Source organism: Prevotella sp. AM42-24, assembly GCF_003461825.1.
GTDB classification, from domain to species: domain Bacteria; phylum Bacteroidota; class Bacteroidia; order Bacteroidales; family Bacteroidaceae; genus Prevotella; species Prevotella hominis.
Genome location: NZ_QTXV01000028.1, coordinates 1 through 22,243, shown reverse-complemented (window position 1 = coordinate 22,243; position 22,243 = coordinate 1). Strand labels below are relative to the sequence as shown.

19 protein-coding genes are annotated in these 22,243 nt (G+C 43.3%); 6 read left to right on the top strand and 13 right to left on the bottom strand.

Annotation, left to right across the window (positions count from 1 at the left end; translation table 11 throughout):
* Nucleotides 1–51: 51 nt before the first annotated feature.
* Nucleotides 52–1,128 carry a bifunctional histidinol-phosphatase/imidazoleglycerol-phosphate dehydratase HisB gene (gene hisB, locus DW917_RS09655; protein ID WP_118118207.1) on the top strand — a complete coding sequence of 359 codons (1,077 nt, stop codon included), beginning with the start codon at nt 52–54 and terminating at the stop codon, nt 1,126–1,128.
* Here hisB and DW917_RS09650 read toward each other — a convergent pair.
* The 3 genes from DW917_RS09650 to DW917_RS09640 are packed head-to-tail and all read right to left on the bottom strand — an operon-like array spanning nt 1,125 to nt 3,877.
* Entirely contained in the window at nt 1,125–1,910 is a 786-nt protein-coding gene (locus tag DW917_RS09650; RefSeq protein WP_118118205.1) for an MBL fold metallo-hydrolase, read from the bottom strand. The genes hisB and DW917_RS09650 overlap by 4 nt on opposite strands.
* A gap of 11 nt (nt 1,911–1,921) precedes the next feature.
* The gene (murB, locus tag DW917_RS09645) at nt 1,922–3,013 is read right to left on the bottom strand and encodes a UDP-N-acetylmuramate dehydrogenase (RefSeq protein WP_118118202.1); all 1,092 of its coding nucleotides are present in this window, start codon (nt 3,011–3,013) and stop codon (nt 1,922–1,924) included.
* A 6-nt stretch (nt 3,014–3,019) separates the two neighbouring features.
* Complete coding sequence (locus DW917_RS09640; protein WP_118118199.1) at nt 3,020–3,877, bottom strand: DUF4348 domain-containing protein; 858 nt, start codon at nt 3,875–3,877, stop codon at nt 3,020–3,022.
* A gap of 112 nt (nt 3,878–3,989) precedes the next feature.
* Here DW917_RS09640 and pheS point away from each other — a divergent pair, with 112 nt between their 5' ends.
* Nucleotides 3,990–5,030 carry a phenylalanine--tRNA ligase subunit alpha gene (pheS, locus tag DW917_RS09635; protein WP_022111572.1) on the top strand — a complete coding sequence of 347 codons (1,041 nt, stop codon included), beginning with the start codon at nt 3,990–3,992 and terminating at the stop codon, nt 5,028–5,030.
* A gap of 148 nt (nt 5,031–5,178) precedes the next feature.
* Here pheS and DW917_RS09630 read toward each other — a convergent pair whose 3' ends face one another.
* Both DW917_RS09630 and DW917_RS09625 read right to left on the bottom strand, forming a co-directional pair.
* A complete protein-coding gene (locus DW917_RS09630; protein ID WP_118118198.1) occupies nt 5,179–5,679 on the bottom strand; it encodes an NUDIX domain-containing protein in 501 nt (166 codons plus the stop codon).
* Between the two features lie 26 nt (nt 5,680–5,705).
* Nucleotides 5,706–7,664, bottom strand: a complete 1,959-nt coding sequence (locus tag DW917_RS09625) for a dihydrofolate reductase (RefSeq protein WP_370453527.1) — start codon at nt 7,662–7,664, stop codon at nt 5,706–5,708.
* Nucleotides 7,665–7,778: 114 nt separating this feature from the next.
* Between DW917_RS09625 and recQ the strand changes: the two genes are divergently transcribed.
* From recQ to tilS, 3 genes are all read left to right on the top strand, one after another.
* On the top strand, nt 7,779–9,584 hold the full coding sequence (gene recQ, locus DW917_RS09620; protein ID WP_118118196.1) for a DNA helicase RecQ: 1,806 nt from the start codon (nt 7,779–7,781) through the stop codon (nt 9,582–9,584).
* A gap of 50 nt (nt 9,585–9,634) precedes the next feature.
* Nucleotides 9,635–10,387 carry a 3-deoxy-manno-octulosonate cytidylyltransferase gene (gene kdsB / locus DW917_RS09615; protein WP_118118194.1) on the top strand — a complete coding sequence of 251 codons (753 nt, stop codon included), beginning with the start codon at nt 9,635–9,637 and terminating at the stop codon, nt 10,385–10,387.
* A gap of 77 nt (nt 10,388–10,464) precedes the next feature.
* Nucleotides 10,465–11,820, top strand: a complete 1,356-nt coding sequence (tilS, locus tag DW917_RS09610) for a tRNA lysidine(34) synthetase TilS (protein WP_118118192.1) — start codon at nt 10,465–10,467, stop codon at nt 11,818–11,820.
* A gap of 50 nt (nt 11,821–11,870) precedes the next feature.
* Here the strand turns inward: tilS and DW917_RS09605 are convergent, their stop codons facing one another.
* The 8 genes from DW917_RS09605 to DW917_RS09570 form a co-directional block, all read right to left on the bottom strand.
* Nucleotides 11,871–12,866: a rhamnogalacturonan acetylesterase gene (locus tag DW917_RS09605; protein ID WP_187349067.1), complete on the bottom strand. Its 996-nt coding sequence runs from the start codon at nt 12,864–12,866 to the stop codon at nt 11,871–11,873.
* A 142-nt stretch (nt 12,867–13,008) separates the two neighbouring features.
* Nucleotides 13,009–14,373 (bottom strand): histidine--tRNA ligase, encoded by a 1,365-nt coding sequence (gene hisS / locus DW917_RS09600; RefSeq protein WP_118118188.1) that lies wholly within the window; start codon nt 14,371–14,373, stop codon nt 13,009–13,011.
* 100 nt (nt 14,374–14,473) lie between these two features.
* Entirely contained in the window at nt 14,474–15,748 is a 1,275-nt protein-coding gene (locus tag DW917_RS09595; RefSeq protein WP_118118186.1) for an adenylosuccinate synthase, read from the bottom strand.
* A gap of 11 nt (nt 15,749–15,759) precedes the next feature.
* On the bottom strand, nt 15,760–16,242 hold the full coding sequence (locus DW917_RS09590) for a Fur family transcriptional regulator (RefSeq protein ID WP_118118184.1): 483 nt from the start codon (nt 16,240–16,242) through the stop codon (nt 15,760–15,762).
* Between the two features lie 165 nt (nt 16,243–16,407).
* Nucleotides 16,408–17,067, bottom strand: a complete 660-nt coding sequence (locus tag DW917_RS09585) for a Maf-like protein (RefSeq protein WP_118118182.1) — start codon at nt 17,065–17,067, stop codon at nt 16,408–16,410.
* 21 nt (nt 17,068–17,088) lie between these two features.
* Nucleotides 17,089–17,607 carry an HAD family hydrolase gene (locus DW917_RS09580; RefSeq protein ID WP_118118180.1) on the bottom strand — a complete coding sequence of 173 codons (519 nt, stop codon included), beginning with the start codon at nt 17,605–17,607 and terminating at the stop codon, nt 17,089–17,091.
* A 39-nt stretch (nt 17,608–17,646) separates the two neighbouring features.
* Nucleotides 17,647–18,420 (bottom strand): Rossmann-like and DUF2520 domain-containing protein, encoded by a 774-nt coding sequence (locus tag DW917_RS09575; protein WP_118118178.1) that lies wholly within the window; start codon nt 18,418–18,420, stop codon nt 17,647–17,649.
* Nucleotides 18,421–18,513: 93 nt separating this feature from the next.
* Nucleotides 18,514–19,128: a TetR/AcrR family transcriptional regulator gene (locus DW917_RS09570; protein WP_118118176.1), complete on the bottom strand. Its 615-nt coding sequence runs from the start codon at nt 19,126–19,128 to the stop codon at nt 18,514–18,516.
* Nucleotides 19,129–19,288: 160 nt separating this feature from the next.
* On the opposite strand from DW917_RS09570, the gene DW917_RS09565 reads away from it, so the two are divergent.
* Nucleotides 19,289–21,577: an NADP-dependent malic enzyme gene (locus tag DW917_RS09565; protein ID WP_118118174.1), complete on the top strand. Its 2,289-nt coding sequence runs from the start codon at nt 19,289–19,291 to the stop codon at nt 21,575–21,577.
* The last annotated feature ends 666 nt before the right edge of the window (nt 21,578–22,243 follow it).

The following is a 22,243-nucleotide window of genomic DNA, read 5'->3' as shown; positions in this document are numbered from 1 at the left end:
TTTCACTTTAAAGCATCATAAAATAGTATCAACATAATAATACAGAATTCAATGAAAAAGACAAAATTGCTTTTCATCGACCGCGATGGAACCTTGATTCAAGAACCAGAGGATGAACAGATAGACAGCTTTGCAAAGCTCGTCTTTACTAAGGGCGTGTTCAGAAATCTCTCTTTCATAGCACAACATACAGATTTCAAGTTAATCATGGTGAGCAATCAGGATGGTTTAGGCACTGACAGTTTTCCTGAAGAAACTTTCTGGCCTGTTCACAATTTTATCATCCAGAGTTTGGAAAGCGAAGGTATCCATTTTGAAAAACAGCATATCGACCGACATTTTCCGGAAGATCATTCACCTATGAGAAAGCCGGGTACGGGAATGCTGCAAGAATACATGAATAATCCTGAGTATGATCTGGCCAACAGTTATGTAATCGGAGACAGAGAGACAGATGCACAATTAGCAGAAAATCTCGGTTGCAAGAGCCTCATCCTCGGCAAAGACGGAATGGATTGGGACAAGATAGCAGAAATTCTCTTTGCAGGTGACCGTATCGCAGAGGTGAAGCGCACCACCAAGGAAACAGACATCTATATCAAGGTAAATCTCGATGGTTCGGGCAAATGTGATATATCAACAGGATTGGGCTTCTTCGACCACATGCTGGAGCAAATAGGCAAGCATGGCATGATGGATCTCACCATACATACCAAGGGAGATCTCGAAGTAGATGAGCATCATACCATCGAAGATACAGGTATAGCCCTCGGTGAATGTCTCCTTCAGGCATTAGGTGATAAAAGAGGAATTGAAAGATATGGCTATTGCCTGCCAATGGACGACTGCCTGTGCCAGGTAGCATTGGATTTCGGAGGTCGCCCATGGCTGATATGGGATGCAGAATTTCATAGAGAGAAAGTAGGCGAAATGCCTACAGAGATGTTTAAGCATTTCTTCAAAAGCTTAAGCGATGCAGCCAAGATGAATCTCAACATCAAGGCAGAGGGTGAAAATGAACACCATAAGATAGAAGGAATCTTCAAAGCGCTGGCCCGCTCACTGAAAATGGCAGTGAAGCGAGACATCTACCACTTCGAACTGCCAAGTTCCAAGGGTATGCTTTAATGGATTTCTATCACTTGAGTATCATAAGCAAACTTGAAGCCAGCAGGCAGTCGCCTGTTGGCTTTTTCGTATAAGCCAATCTGGTGAGTTACATGAGTAAGATAAACCTGTCTGGCTCCTATGCGCCTTGCCACACGGATGGCATCATCTACCAGCTGATGACTGTGATGAGGCTTCTCAAAACGCAACGCATTGATTACCAGTACCTCTACCCCATCCAGATAAGTATATTCTTCATCATCCATCGACTTCATATCCGTGATATAGGCAAACTTTCCGAAACGATAGCCCAAAATAGGCATTTTATCATGCATTACCCTAATTGGCATGTAGGAGATATCCCCTATCGTATATTCACGATGAGGCTCTATGGTATGCAGCGATAATTTTGGAGCACCGGGATAAAGGAGTTCTGGATTAGCAGGGAAACAGTAAGGCATGGTATGGGGCAAGGTGGAAGTAACCAACCCGTCACCATAAACCTGAATATCTCCAAACTTACAGAAACCGCGCAAGTCATCCATTCCTCCTACATGATCATAATGGATATGAGTAATCAGCACCCCATCTAACTTACGGAAAGGAACACGGAGAAGTTGCATGCGAATATCAGGACCTGCATCTATCAGTATCCGGGTATGATCCGTTTCTACCAATACTGCACAGCGAAACCTCTTATCCTTGGGATTCTGGCTTCTGCATACCTCACAATTACATCCCAAAACAGGAACACCGCTTGATGTTCCTGTTCCCAATAAAGTTATCTTTAGCTTACTATTCATGAGACAACTCTTTATTTAATATTTACCTCAGGGTGAATCTCAATGCCAAACTTATGAAAGACATCATCCTGAATAGCCTTACACAACCTGACCACATCCTGTCCCTTAGCACCACCTCGATTTACCAAGACCAGCGCCTGCTTATCATGAACACCAGCAGGGCCAAGACTCTTACCTTTCCATCCACACTGATCAATCATCCATCCTGCAGGAATTTTCTCATGACATGCATCTATCGTATAATGAGGCATGTTCGGATAAAGCGATACCAATTCCTCATACTTTGTCTTATCCACGATAGGATTCATAAAGAAACTACCCGCATTGCCCTGAATCTTCGGATCCGGCAATTTTGCATTGCGAATATCTATGATGACTTCTCGCAACTGCTTTGCCGTAGGATTAGAAATACCTTTTTCTGCCAAAGAACTGCGGATATTTCCATAGTCAAGGTCTGGAGTATAGGTCTTTGACAGACGATATACCACACGGGTAATCAAGTACTTATCACGCCATTCCTTCTTAAATTTACTCTGGCGATAACTATACTCGCAGTCGGAATTATCAAATTTTACAATCTTACCCGTAGAGAGTTCAACAGCCTCTACCTTATAAATGATATCCTTTGCCTCAACACCATAAGCACCTATGTTCTGCACCGCACTGGCTCCCACCTCACCAGGAATGATCGACAGATTCTCGGCACCATAGTAACCATGTTCAACACAATATGCAACAAAATCATCAAAGACAACGCCGCTTCCGCACTCTACGAAGATTTCATCCTCTTGAGAAGCAAGAGAGTCCATCGTCTTTTCAGCAGTTACATCTGCAGCAGTAATCCATCCCTCATTTAGGAGTTTCTGCCTATCAATGACACGAATTCCCAAGATGGAAGAGTGGATGACCGTAGCGGGATAATCACCCGTCAAAAGCAGGTTACTACCACTTCCGATAATCAAAACAGGCTGATCTTGCTCTGTAAGTATCTCAGCCACCTTTCTTGCATCCTCTACAGAAGCATATTCCAGAAAGCGACGGCAAGTAGCAGCTATGCCAAAAGTATTGTGAGCCAAGAGGCTATAATCTTTAATATCCTTCATTCTGTATTACATATTAAGTTTGGTAAGCATCCATTTTCCATGAACACGCTTGAAAGTCAATATTGTTTCCATTCCATTTGCAATGCCACGTATCACAAAGATTTTCTGATTGCTCTCAGCATATTTCTGTCCATATATAATATTGTATATCATTCCATGAGGCAATTGCGGAGCAAAGGCTGGCCAGGTTTCCGGTTCAATATCACCACTCATGGTACTGAAATCATCATCCGGATCTGGACCAACAAATTTCACAGGATTGTGGAGATGTTTAGCCTGGAAAGCAGAATCCGTTGCAAAATGTCCATAGAACTTCAAGAAACTGGCATTCATGTTGGAGTACATAGGCTTATAATTGATAGAAGTCATCATCCACTCACCATTGATGCGATTGAAGAGGAACTGCTGCACCTTTTTCTTGGCATAGAACACCTTTTCTACGACTACATGATCGATAGCAGTATCCTTCACCAGATTCATCTGCTTCTGATTATCAAAAATCAAGGTGTAATAATCCTGATGCATGAAGAAATGCTCCATTTTCCAAGCCCGTTTTCCTATCGATTTTACGAGTTTATCATTGTGATAGACAGGCAATGGGAAATGAACACGTTTCATCTGCAGTTTTCTATTCGCAGCAAAATTAAAGACGAAATCATCAAAAAGCTCATCTGCAGCCTTAGGCATCGGAGTCTCCTCGATCAATTTTTCCGTAGAATCAACAGTTTGAGTATCTGCGACAACAGAATCAACAGATGTAGAATCATGCACCTGAGCCGGCTTCTTGTCAGAGCATCCCACAGACGTAAAACAAACGACTGTAAGGACCGCCAGTAACACTGATAAAAAAGAAAGTTTCTTCATAAACCTATAAATTTCTCAAATTTTCAATGCAAAAGTACAACTTTCTTTTGAGATATTTCATATTTTGAGCAAAAAATGTTATCTTTGCACTCAAAATATATAAATTAAGATTATGTTATTAGAAAAAATAGAAGAACTCTTGAAGGAAGTGAGCACTCTTTCTGCTCAAAATGCAGAAGAAGTAGAACAGCTCAGACTCAAGTATTTGAGCAAGAAGGGCTCGATTAATGCCCTTATGGCCGACTTCCGCACAGTACCTGCCGACCAGAAGAAAACAATTGGTGTAAAGATCAATGAGTTGAAGCAAGCTGTTACAGAACGCATCAACGCACTCAAGGAGCAAATGGAAGAGGCTGATGCATCCAGCGATGATATTGACTTGACACGTACCGCCTACCCAGTAGCTCTCGGTACCCGTCATCCATTGACAGTTGTCAAGAATCAGATTATCGACATTTTCTCTCGCATGGGCTTTACTCTCTATCATGGCCCAGAGGTTGACGATGACAAGCATGTTTTCACCATGCTCAACTTTGCCGCCGATCATCCAGCCCGCGATATGCAGGATACTTTCTTCATTGAGCAGAGCGACCCTAACGATGTGACTAAGAATATTCTCCTGCGCAGCCATACGTCTGGTGATGAGGCTCACTATATGGAGACTCACGAACCACCTATCCGTGTACTTTGCCCAGGTCGTGTATATCGTAATGAAGCTATCAGCGCACGTGCACACTGTTTCTTCCATCAGGTAGAAGGTCTGTATGTTGACAAGAATGTCAGCTTTACCGACTTGAAGCAGGTTCTCCTTACATTTGCTCGCGAGATGTTTGGTGCTGACACCAAGATTCGTCTGCGTCCAAGCTATTTCCCATTCACTGAGCCAAGTGCAGAGATGGATATCTCTTGTAACATCTGTGGTGGTAAAGGATGTAACTTCTGTAAGCATACCGGTTGGGTAGAGATTCTCGGTTGCGGTATGGTTGACCCTCATGATCTTGAGGCTTGTGGCATCGATTCTAATGTTTACACTGGTTATGCATTTGGTATGGGTGTAGAGCGTATTACCAACTTGAAGTATCGTGTAAGCGACCTCCGCCTCTTCTCAGAGAATGATACACGTTTCTTGCGTGAATTCGAATCTGCGAAGTAAATAGATACTGATACTGATTCAAGAAATCCGGCAAAAGTAGGTGTTCACCTGACTTTTGCCGGATTTCTTCTTTATTTTATATTTATAGACGATAAAACCGAATTCGGATAATACCGGAAAATCTCTATGGATTATATCATACACCCGATTACATGAAATACTTCTTGTATTCATTCTCAAAATTAGGAGTGAACACTTCTTTACCCATATTTTCGAGTATTTCCTCCTTTGTCCAGAATTTGCCTCCATCCAGTTCATCCTGACTTGGCTTCACTTCACCATCATACACACAGCGATGCACATAGACCAATTCCTTCTCACGCTTACTCTCAAAGACATAATGTCCCATGGATATCGGTTCAAAGTCGGTTATTCCAAGTTCTTCCTTCACCTCACGGTGCAGAGCCTGATTTACACTCTCGCCCAAATCTACATGTCCACCGCAAGCCGTATCCCACTTGTCCGGTTGAATATCCTTCCAAGCCGGGCGATGCTGGAGAAATAGATCGCCTTTATTATTAAAAAGGTGTAGATGTACCACGGGATGCAATATTTTACAGCCATCATGAGCATGACCACGACTGATGGCACCCAAAATATTTCCCATCTCATCTACTACCGGAAACTGTTCATCTTTATTATCTATCATTTTCATTACTATTTTAATGCTATTTGTTATAGCGTACCATATTCATCAGAATATCTGAGCATCTGATGTTCATAGGATTCCGTATAATCAAGAAGAACCTTTGTCACATTACCCTCTTCATCAAACTCCAGTTTCATCCATGGGTTAATAAATCCTTTATAAGGAGCAAGGTTAAGTTTCTTGTATCGTTCCAAGATTTCATGATGCAACTCTGGATTGAGATTAACAGCATACTTCTCTACCAGAATACGGGCCGTATCAAAATCACCCTCACTCTTGATACGCTGGATTTCAGCCAACAAGTCTGCAAAAGCATGACGGAGAGCAGGATAATCAGTGATCTGAACGTAAGTCTTGCCATCTTTCTTCACCAGTTGTACCGCCTGAGAATAGTGTTCTAAGACCCAATTGGCTATCAACGCACGGTTGCGCATGTGAGCTTCCTCTATCTTATCACCCTCCTTGATACGTATCGCCTGTGTCAACAGTCCATTCATCAAATAAGAATAATATTGAGCCTTATAAGCCTCATCATCAGGAGTCAATCCCAACTCTACCAGTTTGTGATCTGCCACATAATACAAGCCGAACAAATCAGCACGAGCCTCCTCGATAGTATTGCCATAAGCCTTGAGAGCATCTGGGTCAACACCAGGAAGCAACTGACCACTGCCATGTCCCAGACATTCATGCAGGTCGGTATGCAGATCATCCGTCACATCACCATATCGGTTGATGAGATCAAGAGTTTCCTGATCAATAGCAAATTCATCCAGGAATCCATTACCATGCGCAGCCTTATTGTATGCTTCTGTCAGATTTCCAATCGTCACACTCTTGCTTCCATGAGTCTCGCGAATCCAGTTAGCATTCGGGAGATTGATGCCGATGGCAGAAGCAGGATATTCATCACCACCCAACATAGCAGCACAGATGACATGAGCCGTTACACCTTTAACCTCAGCCTTCTTAAACTGAGGAGCCACCGGAGAATGGTCCTCAAACCACTGCGCATTCTGGCTGATAGCCTGAGTACGTCGGGTTGCTTTCATATCTTTAAATTCAACAAGCCCTTCCCAGGTTCCTTTCAGTCCAAGAGGATCACCATAGACCTCAATAAAACCATTGATGAAATCAACCATACCCTCCTGCTGCTTGACCCACGCAATGCTATATCGGTCGAAATCAGAAAGATCTCCAGTGCGATAATACTTGATCAGAAGATCGATGACATGAGCCTGCTGCTCATTTTCTGCATATTTCTGAGCTTTCAAGAGCCAGGAAGTAATCTCCTTAATGGCAGTACCATACATACCTTCTTCTTTCCAGGTCATTTCTACGATTTCTCCATTCCGCTTCATCAGTTTGGAATTGAGTCCATAGGAAGGCGGTGTCAGGTCTTCGCCATCCTTCAGTCTGGCATAATATCTTTCCACCTCATTCTGGGTAACGCCTTCATAGAAATTGCAGGCAGAAGTGGCTACCAAATCAACACCATCAGTCTGATTCACACGCTTCGGAAGAATTTCCTCATCAAAAATAACGGGCACCAATTCATCCAGCAAATCCTCCTTGGTTTCACCTCTTTTCAAAGGCAGTTCTGTCTCAGGCATCATAGAAACAGCCTCATAGAAGAAATGTTCGGAAAAACCAGGTTTGAATTTTTCACAACCATAATGGTGGCAGATGCCGCTGGAGAACCAAACTCTCTTGAGGTAAACCTCGAGAGCCTTGAAGTCATCAGAAGTTCTATCTCCATCGTAATGCTTATAGATAGTCTCCAAAGTCTTACGGATACGAAGATTGTACTTTCCCTGCTGGTCGAAGGTTATATCACGCCCCATCAAAGTAGCCTTTGCTAAGCAATAAATATATATTTGCTGAGAAAGCGTCAAATCCTCAAAACCATTCAAGCGATAGCGCAACATTTGCAAGTCGGCAAAACGCTCGTCTGTGAACTGAAAATGTTCGTTAGAATTGCTCATCATTCTGTTAATTAATTTATTATGATGCAAAAGTAACAACTTTCTTTGAAATAATCAAATAAAAAGTCTGTTTTCTAATAAAAAATATGTACCTTTGCCGGAAATTCATGCGAAATGCAAATAATAGATATACTGAAAAATTATTTTGGATACGATTCCTTCCGTTCTAATCAGGAAGCTATCATCCGGGAAATCATGCAGGGCAAGGATTGTCTCGTACTGATGCCTACAGGAGGCGGTAAAAGTCTCTGCTATCAGATACCCGCCTTAGCCTTGCCTGGTACCGCTGTGGTTATATCACCACTCATCAGTCTGATGCACGATCAGGTGGAAGCGCTCAAAGCCAATGGTATTCCGGCAGAAGCACTCAACAGTAGTACGGATACGATAGAGGAAACCATCATCAGAAGAAGATGTGAGGCTGGTGACCTGAAAATCATATACGTTTCTCCAGAGAAATTGCTGAGCGAAATACCATATCTCTTCAGCAATATCAAAATCTCATTATTTGCCGTAGATGAGGCTCACTGCATCAGCCAATGGGGACATGACTTCAGACCGGAATATTCACAATTGGGACTTCTTCACGAAAGATTCCAAGGAGTACCGGTCATGGCTCTGACCGCCACTGCTGATAAAATCACCCGTGAGGACATCGTCAAGCAGCTACACCTCAATGGCAAGACATTCGTCAGCAGCTTCGACCGCCCCAACTTAAGTCTGGCTGTACGCCGTGAAGGAACCAAGGCTGAAAAGATCAAATTCATCCTGCGCTATATCGGTTCCCATCCGGGCGATGCAGGTATCATCTATTGTCTTTCGAGAAAGAATACAGAGGTTGTGGCAGAAGAACTCAAAAAGAAGGGCATCAATGCTGCCGCCTATCATGCCGGACTTCCTACAGAAGAACGGGCTTCCATCCAGGAACGGTTCAAGATGGACCAGATTCAGGTGGTATGTGCCACCATTGCTTTCGGTATGGGCATCGACAAGGGAAACGTAAGATGGGTCATCCACTATAATCTGCCACAGAGCATCGAGAGTTTCTATCAGGAAATAGGACGAGCTGGACGCGACGGTGCACCTGCAGACACCATCCTATTCTACTCGCTCGCTGATGTCATACAGAGAAAGAGTTTTGCTGAAGCAAGTGGGCAAAAGGCAATCAATGCAGAGAAACTGCAACGTATGCAGGAATATGCTGAAGCCAGAGTCTGCCGCAGAAGAATCCTGCTCAATTACTTTGGCGAAACCTCGGCAGAAGACTGCGGGCACTGCGATGTATGCGCCCATCCGCCAAGAACATTTGATGGTACGATTGTCACACAAAAAGCGCTGAGCGCCATCGTCAGGACCAACGAAAAGATTCACATCGGACAATGTATTGAGGTACTTAGAGGAATCAAATCACCCACAGTGGTCAGGAACCATTACAATGAGCTCAAGACCTTTGGCGTGGGAAGTGACGTCAGCGTGAAAGACTGGCAAAACTATATGTTGCAGATGATGCAGATGGGATTTTTCGAAATTGCCTACAATGAGCACAATGTTATGAAAGTAACCAGCCTCGGCTGGCAGGTACTCAAGGGAGAACACCCTGTACAATTGGCTGTCATACAGCAAAGCGATAAAGGCAAGACCCCAGTGGTACATCCAAGACTGGTACGCGTATCACATACCAGAACAGAGAATCAGGACCTTTTCGAAAGACTGAGAAAACTCCGACTCAAACTGGCTACAGAACAGGGCTACCCACCTTACATCATTCTGTCAGACCAGTCTTTGCATGAATTGGCAGCCATGAAACCAAGAACCATCGAACAGTTTGGTTTAGTGCATGGCATCGGTGAATTCAAGAAGAAAAAGTATGGGGAAATCTTCCTCAAAGAAATCAATAAAGAACCAAGAATGTTTGAATAAAAAAGAATGTTCTTCTAAAATAGAATATTTGAACAAAATACATAGTAAATATGAAGTTTATCGGAATTATTCCTGCGCGCTTCGCCTCAACAAGATTTCCAGGCAAGCCGCTGGCTATGTTGGGCGACAAGCCTGTCATACAGCATGTTTATGAAAAAGTTTCCGCTGCTTTGGAGGAAGCTTATGTAGCAACCGACGACACCCGCATCTATGATGCCGTAGTAGCTTTTGGCGGCAAGGCGGTCATGACACGTTCTGACCACAAGAGCGGCACCGACCGCATTGAGGAAGCTATTGAGAAAATTGGCGGCGACTGGGATGTCATCGTCAACGTACAGGGTGACGAACCATTTGTTGCTAAAAGTCAGCTCAATACCATCTGCCACTGCTTCGATGATGAGGCTACCCAGATAGCAACCCTTGGCAAACCCTTTACAAGCATGGATGCTGTAGCCAACCCAAACAGTCCAAAGATTGTAGTTGACAACTTTGGTTTTGCCATGTATTTCTCCAGAAGCATCATACCTTTTGTAAGAGGAAAAGAACAGGAAGAATGGCTCGACAACTATCCTTTCCTCAAGCACCTCGGCATCTATGCTTACAGAAAGGATGTACTGCGAAAAATCACCCAGTTGCCACAGAGTTCTCTTGAAATTGCAGAAAGTCTGGAGCAACTCAGATGGCTGCAGAATGGATATAAGATCAAAGTGGGTAAGACTGACGTAGAAACAGTAGGAATTGATACTCCACAAGACTTGGAAAAAGCCGAAGCTTTCCTGAAAGCACAGACTTCCAACGATTAATATTCAGCACTTTTAAACTGCTTAACGTTGGGCATCAAAATAATGATTAACATTGAGCATTAAAATAAGATAACAACATGAAGTTCGTACAAACCATACAGCAAAACATCATCCAACAGCATCTTCTGGAAAAAGACAAAAAATATCTGGTTGCCCTTTCTGGAGGAGCAGACAGTGTTGCTTTGCTGCTGGTACTTCATGAATTGGGTTATACCGTAGAGGCATGTCATTGTAATTTCCATCTAAGAGGAGAAGAGTCTGACAGAGATGAGCGATTTTGTGTTACCCTCTGCCAGCAACTCAACATAGAATTGCATCGCATCCACTTCGATACCAGGACTTACGCCAAACTCCATAATGAAAGCATCGAATTAGCGGCACGCAACTTGCGTTACCGCTTTTTCGATCAGCTTCGCAAGGATGTGGACGCTGCCGGTATCTGCGTAGCCCATCATCAGGACGACAATGTTGAGACAATTCTTATCAATTTGGTAAGAGGTACAGGACTGAAAGGGCTTACAGGCATTTCTCCTGTCAACGGATACATCATCCGTCCATTCCTTTGTATCACCCGACAGGACATCCTCGATTATCTGACGGAACGCCAGCAGAATTTTGTAACAGACAGTTCCAATCTGGTAGATGACGTCGTAAGAAACAAGATACGGCTGAATATCATCCCGATGCTCAAAGAAATCAACCCGGCAGTTTGCCACAACATAGCAGCTACCGCCCGATATCTGACTGAAGCTTCGAAGATGCTCACGGCAGCCCTGGAGAAAGAAAAGGAGCAGATATACCAGGAAATACCAGCCTCTTTCTGTATGCCACAGCCAGTTATCCGCATCAGCAAATCATGGCTATTAAACCAGGCAAGCACTGAGTATGCCCTGTTTCATACCCTTTCTCCATACGGAGCCTCCGGCAAGATGATTCAGGAGATACTCCTCTCTATCAATTCTACAGGAAAAACGTGGCAAACACCTACCCATCAGATACTTATAGATAGAGAACAAATTCTGATAAAAGAAAATAAGGAGGATGATTTCAGAAGAATTCTGATACCAGAACCAGGCTGCTATGTGACTGCAATAGGAAAAATAAGGATTTCCAAAGAAACAGTAACAGAAGACTTCCAACCAAGCAAAGAGAAGCATCTGATTACACTGGAAGCCAGAAATATCAAATTTCCGCTCATGCTCCGACGCACCCAACAGGGAGACGCATTCATACCTTTCGGAATGAAAGGCAGAAAATTAGTTAGCGACTATTTAACAGATAGAAAAAGAAATCTATTTGAAAAACAGTCGCAACTCATTTTGGCAGATTCTGCTGGAAATATTCTATGGGTAGTGGGTGAACGCACTTCAGATGACTTCAGAATCAAGCATACGACAGAAACTATTCTGAAGATTGAAATTGTTCAAGATTAGATAGAATACAAGAGGGTGTGTCACAAAGTCCATGACACACCCTTTTGAGATTAATCAGTAATCTTGGCTCCAAACTGAAGGATGAACTTGATTTTCTTCCCCTTCATGTTTTCAGGCTTCTTCCAGGAACCATCGAGTACAAGAACCTTAACACGCTTACCTGCAGGAACAGCATCCACAGCATCCTGGAGTGTAAAGTAATTGCCACGTCCACGGGTTGAAACCACATAGTCATAATGGCGAACATGCTTCTTGAGTTCAGGTACCTGCTTACCAATCTCATCAGCCAAGGCATTGGCTACCAGACGAGCTCCATATACATTATAATGGGTATTATCCTGACGACCTTTAGGAATCTGAGAACATTCACCCGGACGGAACCACATATGCAACTTACGGCTTCCCTCTATGCCTAACTCTGTCTCAATATCATGAGTAATCTTTGTGGCATCCACAAAAGGAACATTCAGACGATGCGCCACATTACAAGGAGCTACGACATAAGCTCCGTGAGTATCAATGAGTGTATCACTATTTATCTTCTCTTCACCCGCAAAAGTAGTCTTTCTCAATTTCTCGTCATCATCATTCTCCACTGGTGCCTGATAGAAACATCTGCGCACTACCGAATTAAACAAAACCGGGATACCACCTTTGGCACGTGTTTCCTTGACAAAACGCTCCAGATTGGCATCAAAGGTAGAGCCAGGATCAGTATGACGGTCGGCATGAGGCTTTTCATCATTGTGACCAAACTGAATAAACACATAATCCCCCGGTTTCAGTTGATCCAATACTTTCTGCCATCTACCTTCATTGATAAAACTCTTAGAACTTCTACCATTCACAGCATGGTTATCAACGATGATTTTATCATCAAAACAACCTTGCAGTACCATACCCCATCCTCTTTCTGGATTATTCTTGGCATTACCTTTCTCAGCAGCAGTAGAATCACCTATCACAAAGACAGTCGTTACCTTACTTCCAGATGTCAGAGCGAGCACCAGAAACAGGCAGGCAAACCAGGATAAAATCTTTTTCATCATAACGATTCGTTTTTAAGTTTTGAATTTTCAGTTATTATTTTTAAAAAAGGCAGGAAGACCATCCAAACTGATGCTCCCTGCCTTTATTTCATATTGGCTATAAACCAAGAAAAACATTTCTTGATGACGCCTAAGTAAATTACTTCTTGATGACAGCGATAAGTTCATCAGCAGAAACCAACTGCTGCTCACCACTCTCCATATTCTTCAAAGTAACCTTACCCTGTTCAATCTCATTCTCACCAGCAAGAACCACAAAAGGAATATTCTTGGCATTGGCGTAACTCATCTGCTTCTTCATCTTAGCCTTGTCAGGGAAGATTTCTGCACGGATACCTGCCTCGCGAGCCTGACGGGCGATAGGCAGACAATATGCAGTTTCCTTCTCACCGAAGTTGATGAAGAGGACCTGTGTGGCATTCACAGCCTCCTTTGGATAAAGGTCGAGGGCATTAAGTACATCATAGATACGGTCTGCACCGAAAGAAATACCCACACCGCTCAATCCAGGAAGACCGAAGATACCAGTAAGGTTGTCATATCGGCCACCACCGGTAATACTACCCATAGGAGTATCAAGTGCCTTCACTTCGAAGATAGCACCGGTATAGTAGTTCAAGCCACGAGCCAAAGTAAGATCCAGTTCAATCTCATTCTTCAACCCTACAGTCTTCAGCGTATCAAGGATAAATTTAGTTTCCTCTACACCCTTCAAACCGATTTCTGAAGTTTCTAATACCTTAGCAATTACTTCAAGCTTCTCATCGTTAGAACCTGATAATGAGATAATTGGCTGCAACTTCTCGATAGCTTCCTCAGAGATACCATCAGCACGAAGTTCGTCATTCACATTGTCAAGTCCAATCTTATCAAGCTTATCGATAGCCACGGTAATATCCACAATATTCTCAGCCTCACCGATTACCTCAGCGATACCAGTCAGGATCTTGCGGTTATTGATTTTGATGCAGACACGAACACCAAACTTGGTGAAAACAGTATCCACAATTTGCATCAACTCCACCTCATTGAGCAAGGAATCAGAACCTACCACATCCGCATCGCACTGATAAAACTCGCGGTAGCGACCCTTCTGTGGACGGTCTGCACGCCAAACTGGCTGAATCTGATAACGCTTGAACGGCATCTGAAGTTCATCACGATGCTGAACCACATAACGAGCGAAAGGTACGGTCAAATCATAACGCAAACCTTTCTCACAAAGTTTTGCTGCCAACTTCAATGATCCTAAAGAATGAATATCCTCATCACTGATTTTATTCATATAGTCGCCAGAATTCAGAATTTTGAACAGCAACTTATCACCTTCCTCGCCATATTTACCCATCAGCGTCTGAAGGGTTTCCATGGCAGGTGTTTCTATCTGTTGGAATCCATAGAGTGCATATACATCCTTAATGGTATTAAAGATGTAATTGCGTTTCGCCATCTCGATAGGTCCGAAATCGCGAGTACCCTTTGGAATACTTGGTTTCTGAGCCATTTATTATTGTTTTATATTAAATGTTTAGTGCTTAATGTTCTGCGCAATATCTACCCTCAAAGTAAAATTAAACACAAAACATTAAACACTATATTATAAATTACTTTCTTACGATAGTTTGTTCACGGTCTGGACCAATAGAAATGATACCGATGCGAGTCTCGAGGAACTCTTCGAGGAAAGCTATGTAATCCTTGAATTCCTGTGGGAACTGATCCTCAGAAGTAAACTGAGTCATATCGGTCTTCCAACCCTTGAACTCCTTATATACAGGTTCTACATCGTCGATTTCGTATGGGAAGTCTGTAGTTACAGAACCATCCTTCAACTTGTATGCAACACAAGCCTTGATAGTGTCGAAACCATCGAGCACGTCGCTCTTCATCATGATAAGCTCAGTAACACCATTTACCATCACAGAATACTTCAACTGTACAAGGTCGCACCAACCGCAACGGCGCTCACGGCCTGTAACAGCACCATACTCATGACCGAGGTCGCGAATCTTGGCACCAGTCTCATCAAACAACTCTGTTGGGAAAGGACCAGCACCTACACGAGTACAGTAAGCCTTCATGATACCATATACATTACCGATGCGGTTAGGACCGATACCCAAACCGATACAAGCACCCGCACAGATTGTATTGGATGAAGTTACGAAAGGATAAGAACCGAAATCTACATCAAGCATAGTACCCTGAGCACCCTCGCAAAGAATATCCTTGCCAGAACGGAGCACCTTATTGATCTCCACCTCGCTGTCAACGATAGGGAACTGCTTCAGGTATTCGATACCTTCCATCCAAGTCTTCTCTACCTCTGTGATATCGAAATCAGTATAACCGAGAGATGCTATCTGCTTGAGGTGCAAAGCCTTATGAGCCTCATACTTCTCCTGGAAGTTCTCAAGGATATCACCCACGCGCAGACCAGTACGGCTTACTTTGTCAGTATAAGTAGGACCAATACCCTTACCAGTTGTACCAACCTTGTTTTTACCCTTAGAAGCCTCGATGGCTGCATCGAGCACACGATGAGTAGGCATGATGAGATGAGCCTTCTTAGAAATATGAAGACGGCTTTTGAGGTCATGACCGCTCTTCTCCAAGTCCTTAGCCTCCTGCATGAAGAGGTCTGGAGCCAGAACGACACCATTACCAATAATGTTCACCTTACCGCCCTGGAAAATACCAGAAGGGATAGAGCGAAGAACGTATTTCTGTCCCTCAAACTCCAATGTATGTCCTGCATTAGGACCACCCTGAAAGCGAGCTACCACATCATACTTAGGGGTCAACACGTCAACCACCTTACCTTTACCTTCATCGCCCCACTGAAGACCCAGCAGGACATCTACTTTACCTGTGTTCATTTTATAAATAGTTATTTTGACTTTTCTACTTTACCATTGTTACGTTTTCTGGTCATCTTGCCCTGACACGTACTGCACACTCCATAGATATAGAGGGCGAAGGCATCACGACGGAATCTCTGCAGCTTGGTCTCATTGATGGCATCCACGACCAGTGGAGCCTGTACCTCCGTTACCTTACCACAAACCGTACACACCTGATGTACATGGTTTTCATTATTAAAACTTGCTTCATACTTGGTACCATCCACCAAACTATGTCGCACGACCAGACGGAGTTCGATGAATAGATGCATCGTATTGTAAAGCGTTGCCCTACTTACGGGGAAATGCATTTTTTCCAACTGTGCTCCAAGGTCTTCGAGCGTAAAATGCCCTTTTAAACTATAAACTGCATCAAGGACAGCATAACGTTCCGGAGTCTTGCGATGCTTATTCATCTCCAGATAATTATCTAAAACTTCCCTGACTTTTGACTTCACATTATTAGTCATATTACTACCTAAGTTACATAAAACGCACAAAGATAGCCATAATTTATGACATAGAGAAAACTATTATTTTAAAAAAATCTAAATGAGGAATCTTTCCCTATCACGAGAGAAAAAAACAGGAAACCCCACATGCAAAATGCATAATTATAACAAAATTCTTACTTCTTAGAATTTCTTTAATTCCTCATAGATTCTTTGCACAGGAAGTCCCATGACATTGAAGTAGCTTCCCTTCAAACTCGTACAACCGATATAACCTATCCATTCCTGAATGCCATAGGCTCCAGCCTTATCAAACGGTTTGTAATGCCCTACATAATAGTCTATCTCCTCCTTTGACAGCTTCTTGAAAGTAACCTCCGTAACGACCGAGAATTGTCGCTGTTTTTCCAGAGAAGTAATACAGACACCCGTCACCACATGATGGGTCTTTCCGCTCAGCATTTCCAGCATTCTGCTCGCATCCGCAGCATCCTTCGGTTTTCCCAGAATGATTCCCTTTCCTTCCTGGTCATTCTGTTCTTCACTGCTTGGTGCTATCACTACCGTATCAGCAGTAAGTATCAACAATTCAGGATTTCCATCCGAAGGTTGCTGATGATTGATGGAAGTATCCTGATGACTGATGGCAGAATCAAGCAGTGGGCGGTATGCCTGTGCTTTTTTCACAGCTATATACTGGGCTGTATCGTATGCAGGTAGAGATTCCGGAAAACTTTCGTCTATACCCTGAATGACCTTCACTTCGAAAGGAATGTCGAGACCAGCTAAAAGTTCCTTGCGTCGAGGCGAATTACTTGCCAATATGATTCTAAAATTCTTCATACGTTTCGATTTATTGATGAATTACCATCCGAAAGCCTTTGCTCCAGACAACCATTTTCCCTGTGCACGAAGCACCTGTTCCACGACATCTCTACCACAGCCTTCACCACCATTGCAGGAAGATACATAAGTAGAGATTTCCTTGATGTCGGAACATGCATCAGCAGGACAACAAGGACATCCGCATTCTCTCATCACCTCGTAATCAGGAATATCATCACCAACGTAGATGATTTCCTCGTTCGTCAACTGATATTTCTCCAGAAACTCACGATAGGTCTTGATTTTAACGGCACAACCCATATAAATATCCTCTACGCCCAATCCCGCATAACGAAGACGGATGGCCTCTGATTTTCCACCCGTGAGTATCACTATGCGTAAATCTGATTTCTGCGCCAACTGGATGGCATATCCATCCTTAATGTTCACCGTACGCAAAGGCTCACCTGCAGGAGAAAGGGTTATCGTTTGGCAAGAAAGCACACCATCTACATCAAAGACTATGGCCTTGATCTTATTTAAATCATAATTTATCATATCTGTTTAAACTTCTATTTTTTACTGAAACGATGATTACTATTTCTTACTGAAACGATGGATACCTAAGCTCAGGCGCTCATAGATATCCTTGATCTGAGGCTGATCCTTCAACAGGGCAGCCTGCATACGAATCACATTTTCGTCAAACCGTACAGCTGGCCCCGTCTGTGCCTCCCTTGGAGAAAGTTCATGTACTTTCCTGGCTGTCTCATCTATCAGCGGCAGCATCACATCAAACGGAACACCGTGGTCTGCCAGGATTTTCTCACTGATAGCATAACAGTGGTTGACAAAATTGCAGGCAAAAACAGCTGCAAGATGCAAGTACTTACGGTCAGCACTCGACAATTCATATACTCTCCCACTCAACTCATGCGCCATATCAGCTATCACTGTATGAGCATAGTCATCATTTGCCTCTATAAAACAAGGAATCTCAGAAAAGTTCACTTCCTTGCTTTTAGAGAAAGTCTGCATGGGATAAAATACGCCATAATGGATTGCCATCCCTTCAAAGACGTTCATATCCATAGAACCGGCAGTATGCAGGAAGATCTTGGTTTCCTTCCCCTTGCAAAGCCGTGGCAGCAATTCACCCAAAACAGAGTCTTTAACGGAAACAATATACAAATCGGCATCCGCACGCACCTGTTCTATATCCGTTACGGGTGCTCCACCAGCAATCTGAGCCAAGGCTGTTGCCGACTCCACGGTTCTACTAAACACCTGCACGATATCATGACCGGCAGCCAAAAGCGCCTTCCCCAAGTTGGTGGCCAGATTACCAGCCCCTATCAAAACTATCTTCATGATTTACCTTCAATTATCTGAGTTATTACTTTATACCTTATTATATATATAGGGATACACACATATATGAACAAAGGTTACCGAACAGACTGACTATTCGATAACCTTATTCAATAATGCCACGCCACGCTCTGTACAGAATCCACGTATAATAACCAAGAAATAATTGTCGAACATTTCCTGCATACTATACTTCTTGTAGAGCTGGTTATGCATAATTTCACTCATGGAGGCACTGAGAAGTTCCATCGTAAGGCTATAGTCAATATCCTGACGGAAGAGCCCTTCCTCTACACCCGCCTTCAGGAATTTTACCCTATCCGCAAATTCGCGTTCATGCTCCTGATTGAAAAACTCGATCACCCGAGGCATACGGTGAATTTCCTCATAAAAAGCAACCCCCACCATACTATTCACCTCCATCTGCAGCTTATAGAAATAGCCGATAATATCCACTACATTATGAGCCCCATTGCAGGAGTAGGCCTCTAACTTTTCCCTCATCTCCAGGTTTTTGATTTTCAAGCCAGCAAGGAGCAGTTCCTCTTTATCACCGAATATTTCATATACGGTACGCTTAGACACATGAAGCCCTTGTGAGATTTCATCCATCTTCACAGCCCTAACACCACGCTTGTAAAATTCACCCATGGCATAGTCGATGATTCTACTTTTCAATTCCTTGCGATATTCATTAATTTCGACCATTTTTTTGCTCTGTCTAAGTTTTTTTGTGCAAAGATACAAAAAAAAACAAAAAACCTACGCAATTTAACTGGTTTTTTATTACCTTTGCACAAAAATACCAAAATGTGCACAAAATGCATAAAAATCGTAAGAATTTAAAACTTTAAACTAACATATTATTATGGTAAAGATTACAAAGGAGGCGGCTCTTGCCTATCACGTAAATGGCCGTCCTGGAAAAATCGAGGTTAAGCCAACTAAGCCATACCATACTCAGACGGATTTGAGTTTGGCTTATTCACCTGGTGTAGCATTTCCATGTCTTGAGATTCAGCAGAATCCAGACGATGTTTACAAGTACACAGACAAGGGTAACCTTGTAGCCGTTATCAGCAACGGTACTGCTGTGCTCGGTCTTGGCGATATCGGCGCCATGAGCGGTAAGCCAGTAATGGAAGGTAAGGGATTACTCTTCAAGATTTATGGTGGAATCGATGTCTTTGATATCGAGATTGACGAAAAAGACCCAGAAAAATTCTGTGAAGTTGTAGAGCGCATTGCTCCATCTTTCGGTGGTATCAACCTGGAGGATATCAAGGCTCCTCAGTGTTTCTACATCGAAGAGCGTCTGAAGAAGACTCTCGACATCCCTGTGATGCATGACGACCAGCATGGTACTGCCATCATCTCTGCAGCAGGTTTGAAAAATGCGCTTGAGGTTGCAGGTAAGGACATCGCCAAGGTGAAAATCGTTGTCAATGGTGCCGGTGCTGCTGCCATCAGTTGCACCAAGCTCTATGTAGCTCTCGGTGCTAAGGTGGAAAATATCCTGATGCTCGACTCCAAGGGTGTGATTACAAGCGACCGCGAAAACCTCACTGAACAGAAGAAGATCTTTGCCACAGACCGTCGCGACGTTCATACTCTGGAAGAGGCTATCAAGGGTGCTGATGTTTTCGTAGGCTTGAGCAAGGGTAACGTACTCTCTCAGGATATGTTGCGCTCTATGAACGACAACCCTATCGTATTCGCACTTGCCAACCCTGTGCCTGAAATCAGCTACGAGGACGCAATGGCAAGCCGCCCTGACGTCCTGATGTCAACAGGTCGTTCTGACTATCCTAACCAGATCAACAACGTGATCGGTTTCCCATATATCTTCCGCGGTGCACTCGACGTTCACGCACGTGCCATCAACGAAGAAATGAAGTTGGCTGCTGTACACGCTATCGCTGACCTGGCCAAGCAGCCGGTTCCTGATGTAGTCAATGAAGTTTATCATGTCAACGACCTTACATTCGGTCCTAAATACTTCATTCCAAAACCAGTTGACCCACGTCTGATTACTGAGGTGAGTGCAGCTATCGCAAAGGCAGCTATGGACAGCGGTGTTGCCCGCACTCCTATCACCGACTGGGAGGCATACAAGCAGCACCTGCGCGAGTTGCTCGGTCAGGAGACCAAGTTGACCCGCAAGCTCCATGATACAGCCCGCCTGCACCCACAGCGCGTGGTATTTGCTGAAGGTGGCAACCCAACTATGTTGAAGGCAGCCGTTCAGGCCAAGACAGAAGGCATCTGCGAGCCAATCCTCTTGGGTAATCCAGACCGTCTGAATCGTGTAGCTACCCGCTTGAAACTTGATTTGACTGGCATCCAGATTGTAGATATGCGTGCTGACAACGAGCAAGGTCGCCGTGCTACATTTGCTAAACACTTGGCAGAGAAGAGAGCACGCGAAGGCTATACATTCGAGGAGGCTTACGACAAGATGTACGAGCGCAACTACTTCGGTATGTCTATGGTAGAGCAAGGTGATGCTGATGCTTTCATCACAGGTCTTTACACTAAATATTCCAACACCATCAAGGTGGCAAAGGACGTGATCGGCATCCGTGAGGGCTACAACACCTTCGGAACCATGCACATCCTCAATACGCAGAAGGGCATCTTCTATATTGCTGACACCCTCATCAACCGCCACCCAGACCAGGATGTACTCGTGGATATCGCTAAATTGTCTGCTGGTACAGTGAAGTTCTTCAATGAGGAACCAGTGATGGCAATGCTGAGCTATTCTAACTTCGGTACCGATGCACAGGGTTCACCTGTCAAGGTAAAGAATGCCGTAGATGCAATGCAGAAGGAATTCCCTGATTTGGCAATTGATGGCGAGATGCAGGTGAACTATGCACTCAACAAGCAGTTGCGCGATGAAAAATATCCATTCTCTCGCCTGAAGGGTAAGGACGTCAACACATTGGTATTCCCTAACCTCAGCAGCGCCAACGGTGCTTACAAGCTCTTGCAGGCATTGAGTCCTGAGGCTGAAATTATCGGTCCTATCCAGATGGGTCTTAACAAGCCTATCCACTTCACCGATTCTGAGAGCAGCGTACAGGATATCGTCAACATCACAGCTGTAGCTGTAATTGACGCATACGTCGAGAAGATCAAGAACAACAAATAGTATCAATTACTATATCCAATAAAAATAAGGGTGTGTCATGGATTGTGACATACCCTTTTTTTATAAATACAAATCTTGTTAATGATATTCCATACTATTCACACGAAAAACGTCATGATTGTAATTTTAACACTATGAAAACAATACAGAAACAAATTATTCAAAATTATGAGATAGATTAAGGAAACATTGATTTTTTAGTTAAAACAAGTTAAATATTCGTGAAATACAAGTAAAAGGCAAAAAGTGGAGAAAAAAGGCAAAAAAATATTTGGTGGAATAAATAAAAAGCATTACCTTTGCCATCGTTATCCTGAAAACAATCTTTTTACCTTAAAGGAAACTAATACCTATTGAAGATTTGGAGCGGTAGCCTGTGAAGGTCATCGCTTTTTTTTTGCACTAAATTTTCCATCATCCCTTGCGCAAACCTCCCAAGCGCACATCCAATTATTTATACATTTCATACAATATGTAAAAAAAGAAAATATATCATATTGCATTCTCATCATCAAGGAGAAAATACCATACCCCCTACCCACTTTTATTTTTCCCTGGGCAAGCAAAAATTTCTCCATGGGCACGCAGAAAAAAATTCATGGGCAGACAGCAAAAAACAAATCAGTGACTTTTCCTGATTTCTGTAGACACTTTTTTACTTTATAA

Coding starts and splice junctions, on each gene's coding strand:
- DW917_RS09630 (WP_118118198.1), bottom strand. CDS start 5,679: ATGATAGATAATAAAGATGAACAGTTTCCGGTAGTAGATGAGATGGGA.
- murB (WP_118118202.1), bottom strand. CDS start 3,013: ATGAAGGATATTAAAGATTATAGCCTCTTGGCTCACAATACTTTTGGC.
- DW917_RS09650 (WP_118118205.1), bottom strand. CDS start 1,910: ATGAATAGTAAGCTAAAGATAACTTTATTGGGAACAGGAACATCAAGC.
- DW917_RS09605 (WP_187349067.1), bottom strand. CDS start 12,866: ATGAAAAAGATTTTATCCTGGTTTGCCTGCCTGTTTCTGGTGCTCGCT.
- pheS (WP_022111572.1), top strand. CDS start 3,990: ATGTTATTAGAAAAAATAGAAGAACTCTTGAAGGAAGTGAGCACTCTT.
- tilS (WP_118118192.1), top strand. CDS start 10,465: ATGAAGTTCGTACAAACCATACAGCAAAACATCATCCAACAGCATCTT.
- DW917_RS09590 (WP_118118184.1), bottom strand. CDS start 16,242: ATGACTAATAATGTGAAGTCAAAAGTCAGGGAAGTTTTAGATAATTAT.
- DW917_RS09570 (WP_118118176.1), bottom strand. CDS start 19,128: ATGGTCGAAATTAATGAATATCGCAAGGAATTGAAAAGTAGAATCATC.
- DW917_RS09585 (WP_118118182.1), bottom strand. CDS start 17,067: ATGAAGAATTTTAGAATCATATTGGCAAGTAATTCGCCTCGACGCAAG.
- DW917_RS09595 (WP_118118186.1), bottom strand. CDS start 15,748: ATGAACACAGGTAAAGTAGATGTCCTGCTGGGTCTTCAGTGGGGCGAT.
- DW917_RS09575 (WP_118118178.1), bottom strand. CDS start 18,420: ATGAAGATAGTTTTGATAGGGGCTGGTAATCTGGCCACCAACTTGGGG.
- recQ (WP_118118196.1), top strand. CDS start 7,779: ATGCAAATAATAGATATACTGAAAAATTATTTTGGATACGATTCCTTC.
- hisS (WP_118118188.1), bottom strand. CDS start 14,373: ATGGCTCAGAAACCAAGTATTCCAAAGGGTACTCGCGATTTCGGACCT.
- DW917_RS09565 (WP_118118174.1), top strand. CDS start 19,289: ATGGTAAAGATTACAAAGGAGGCGGCTCTTGCCTATCACGTAAATGGC.
- kdsB (WP_118118194.1), top strand. CDS start 9,635: ATGAAGTTTATCGGAATTATTCCTGCGCGCTTCGCCTCAACAAGATTT.
- DW917_RS09640 (WP_118118199.1), bottom strand. CDS start 3,877: ATGAAGAAACTTTCTTTTTTATCAGTGTTACTGGCGGTCCTTACAGTC.
- DW917_RS09625 (WP_370453527.1), bottom strand. CDS start 7,664: ATGAGCAATTCTAACGAACATTTTCAGTTCACAGACGAGCGTTTTGCC.
- DW917_RS09580 (WP_118118180.1), bottom strand. CDS start 17,607: ATGATAAATTATGATTTAAATAAGATCAAGGCCATAGTCTTTGATGTA.
- hisB (WP_118118207.1), top strand. CDS start 52: ATGAAAAAGACAAAATTGCTTTTCATCGACCGCGATGGAACCTTGATT.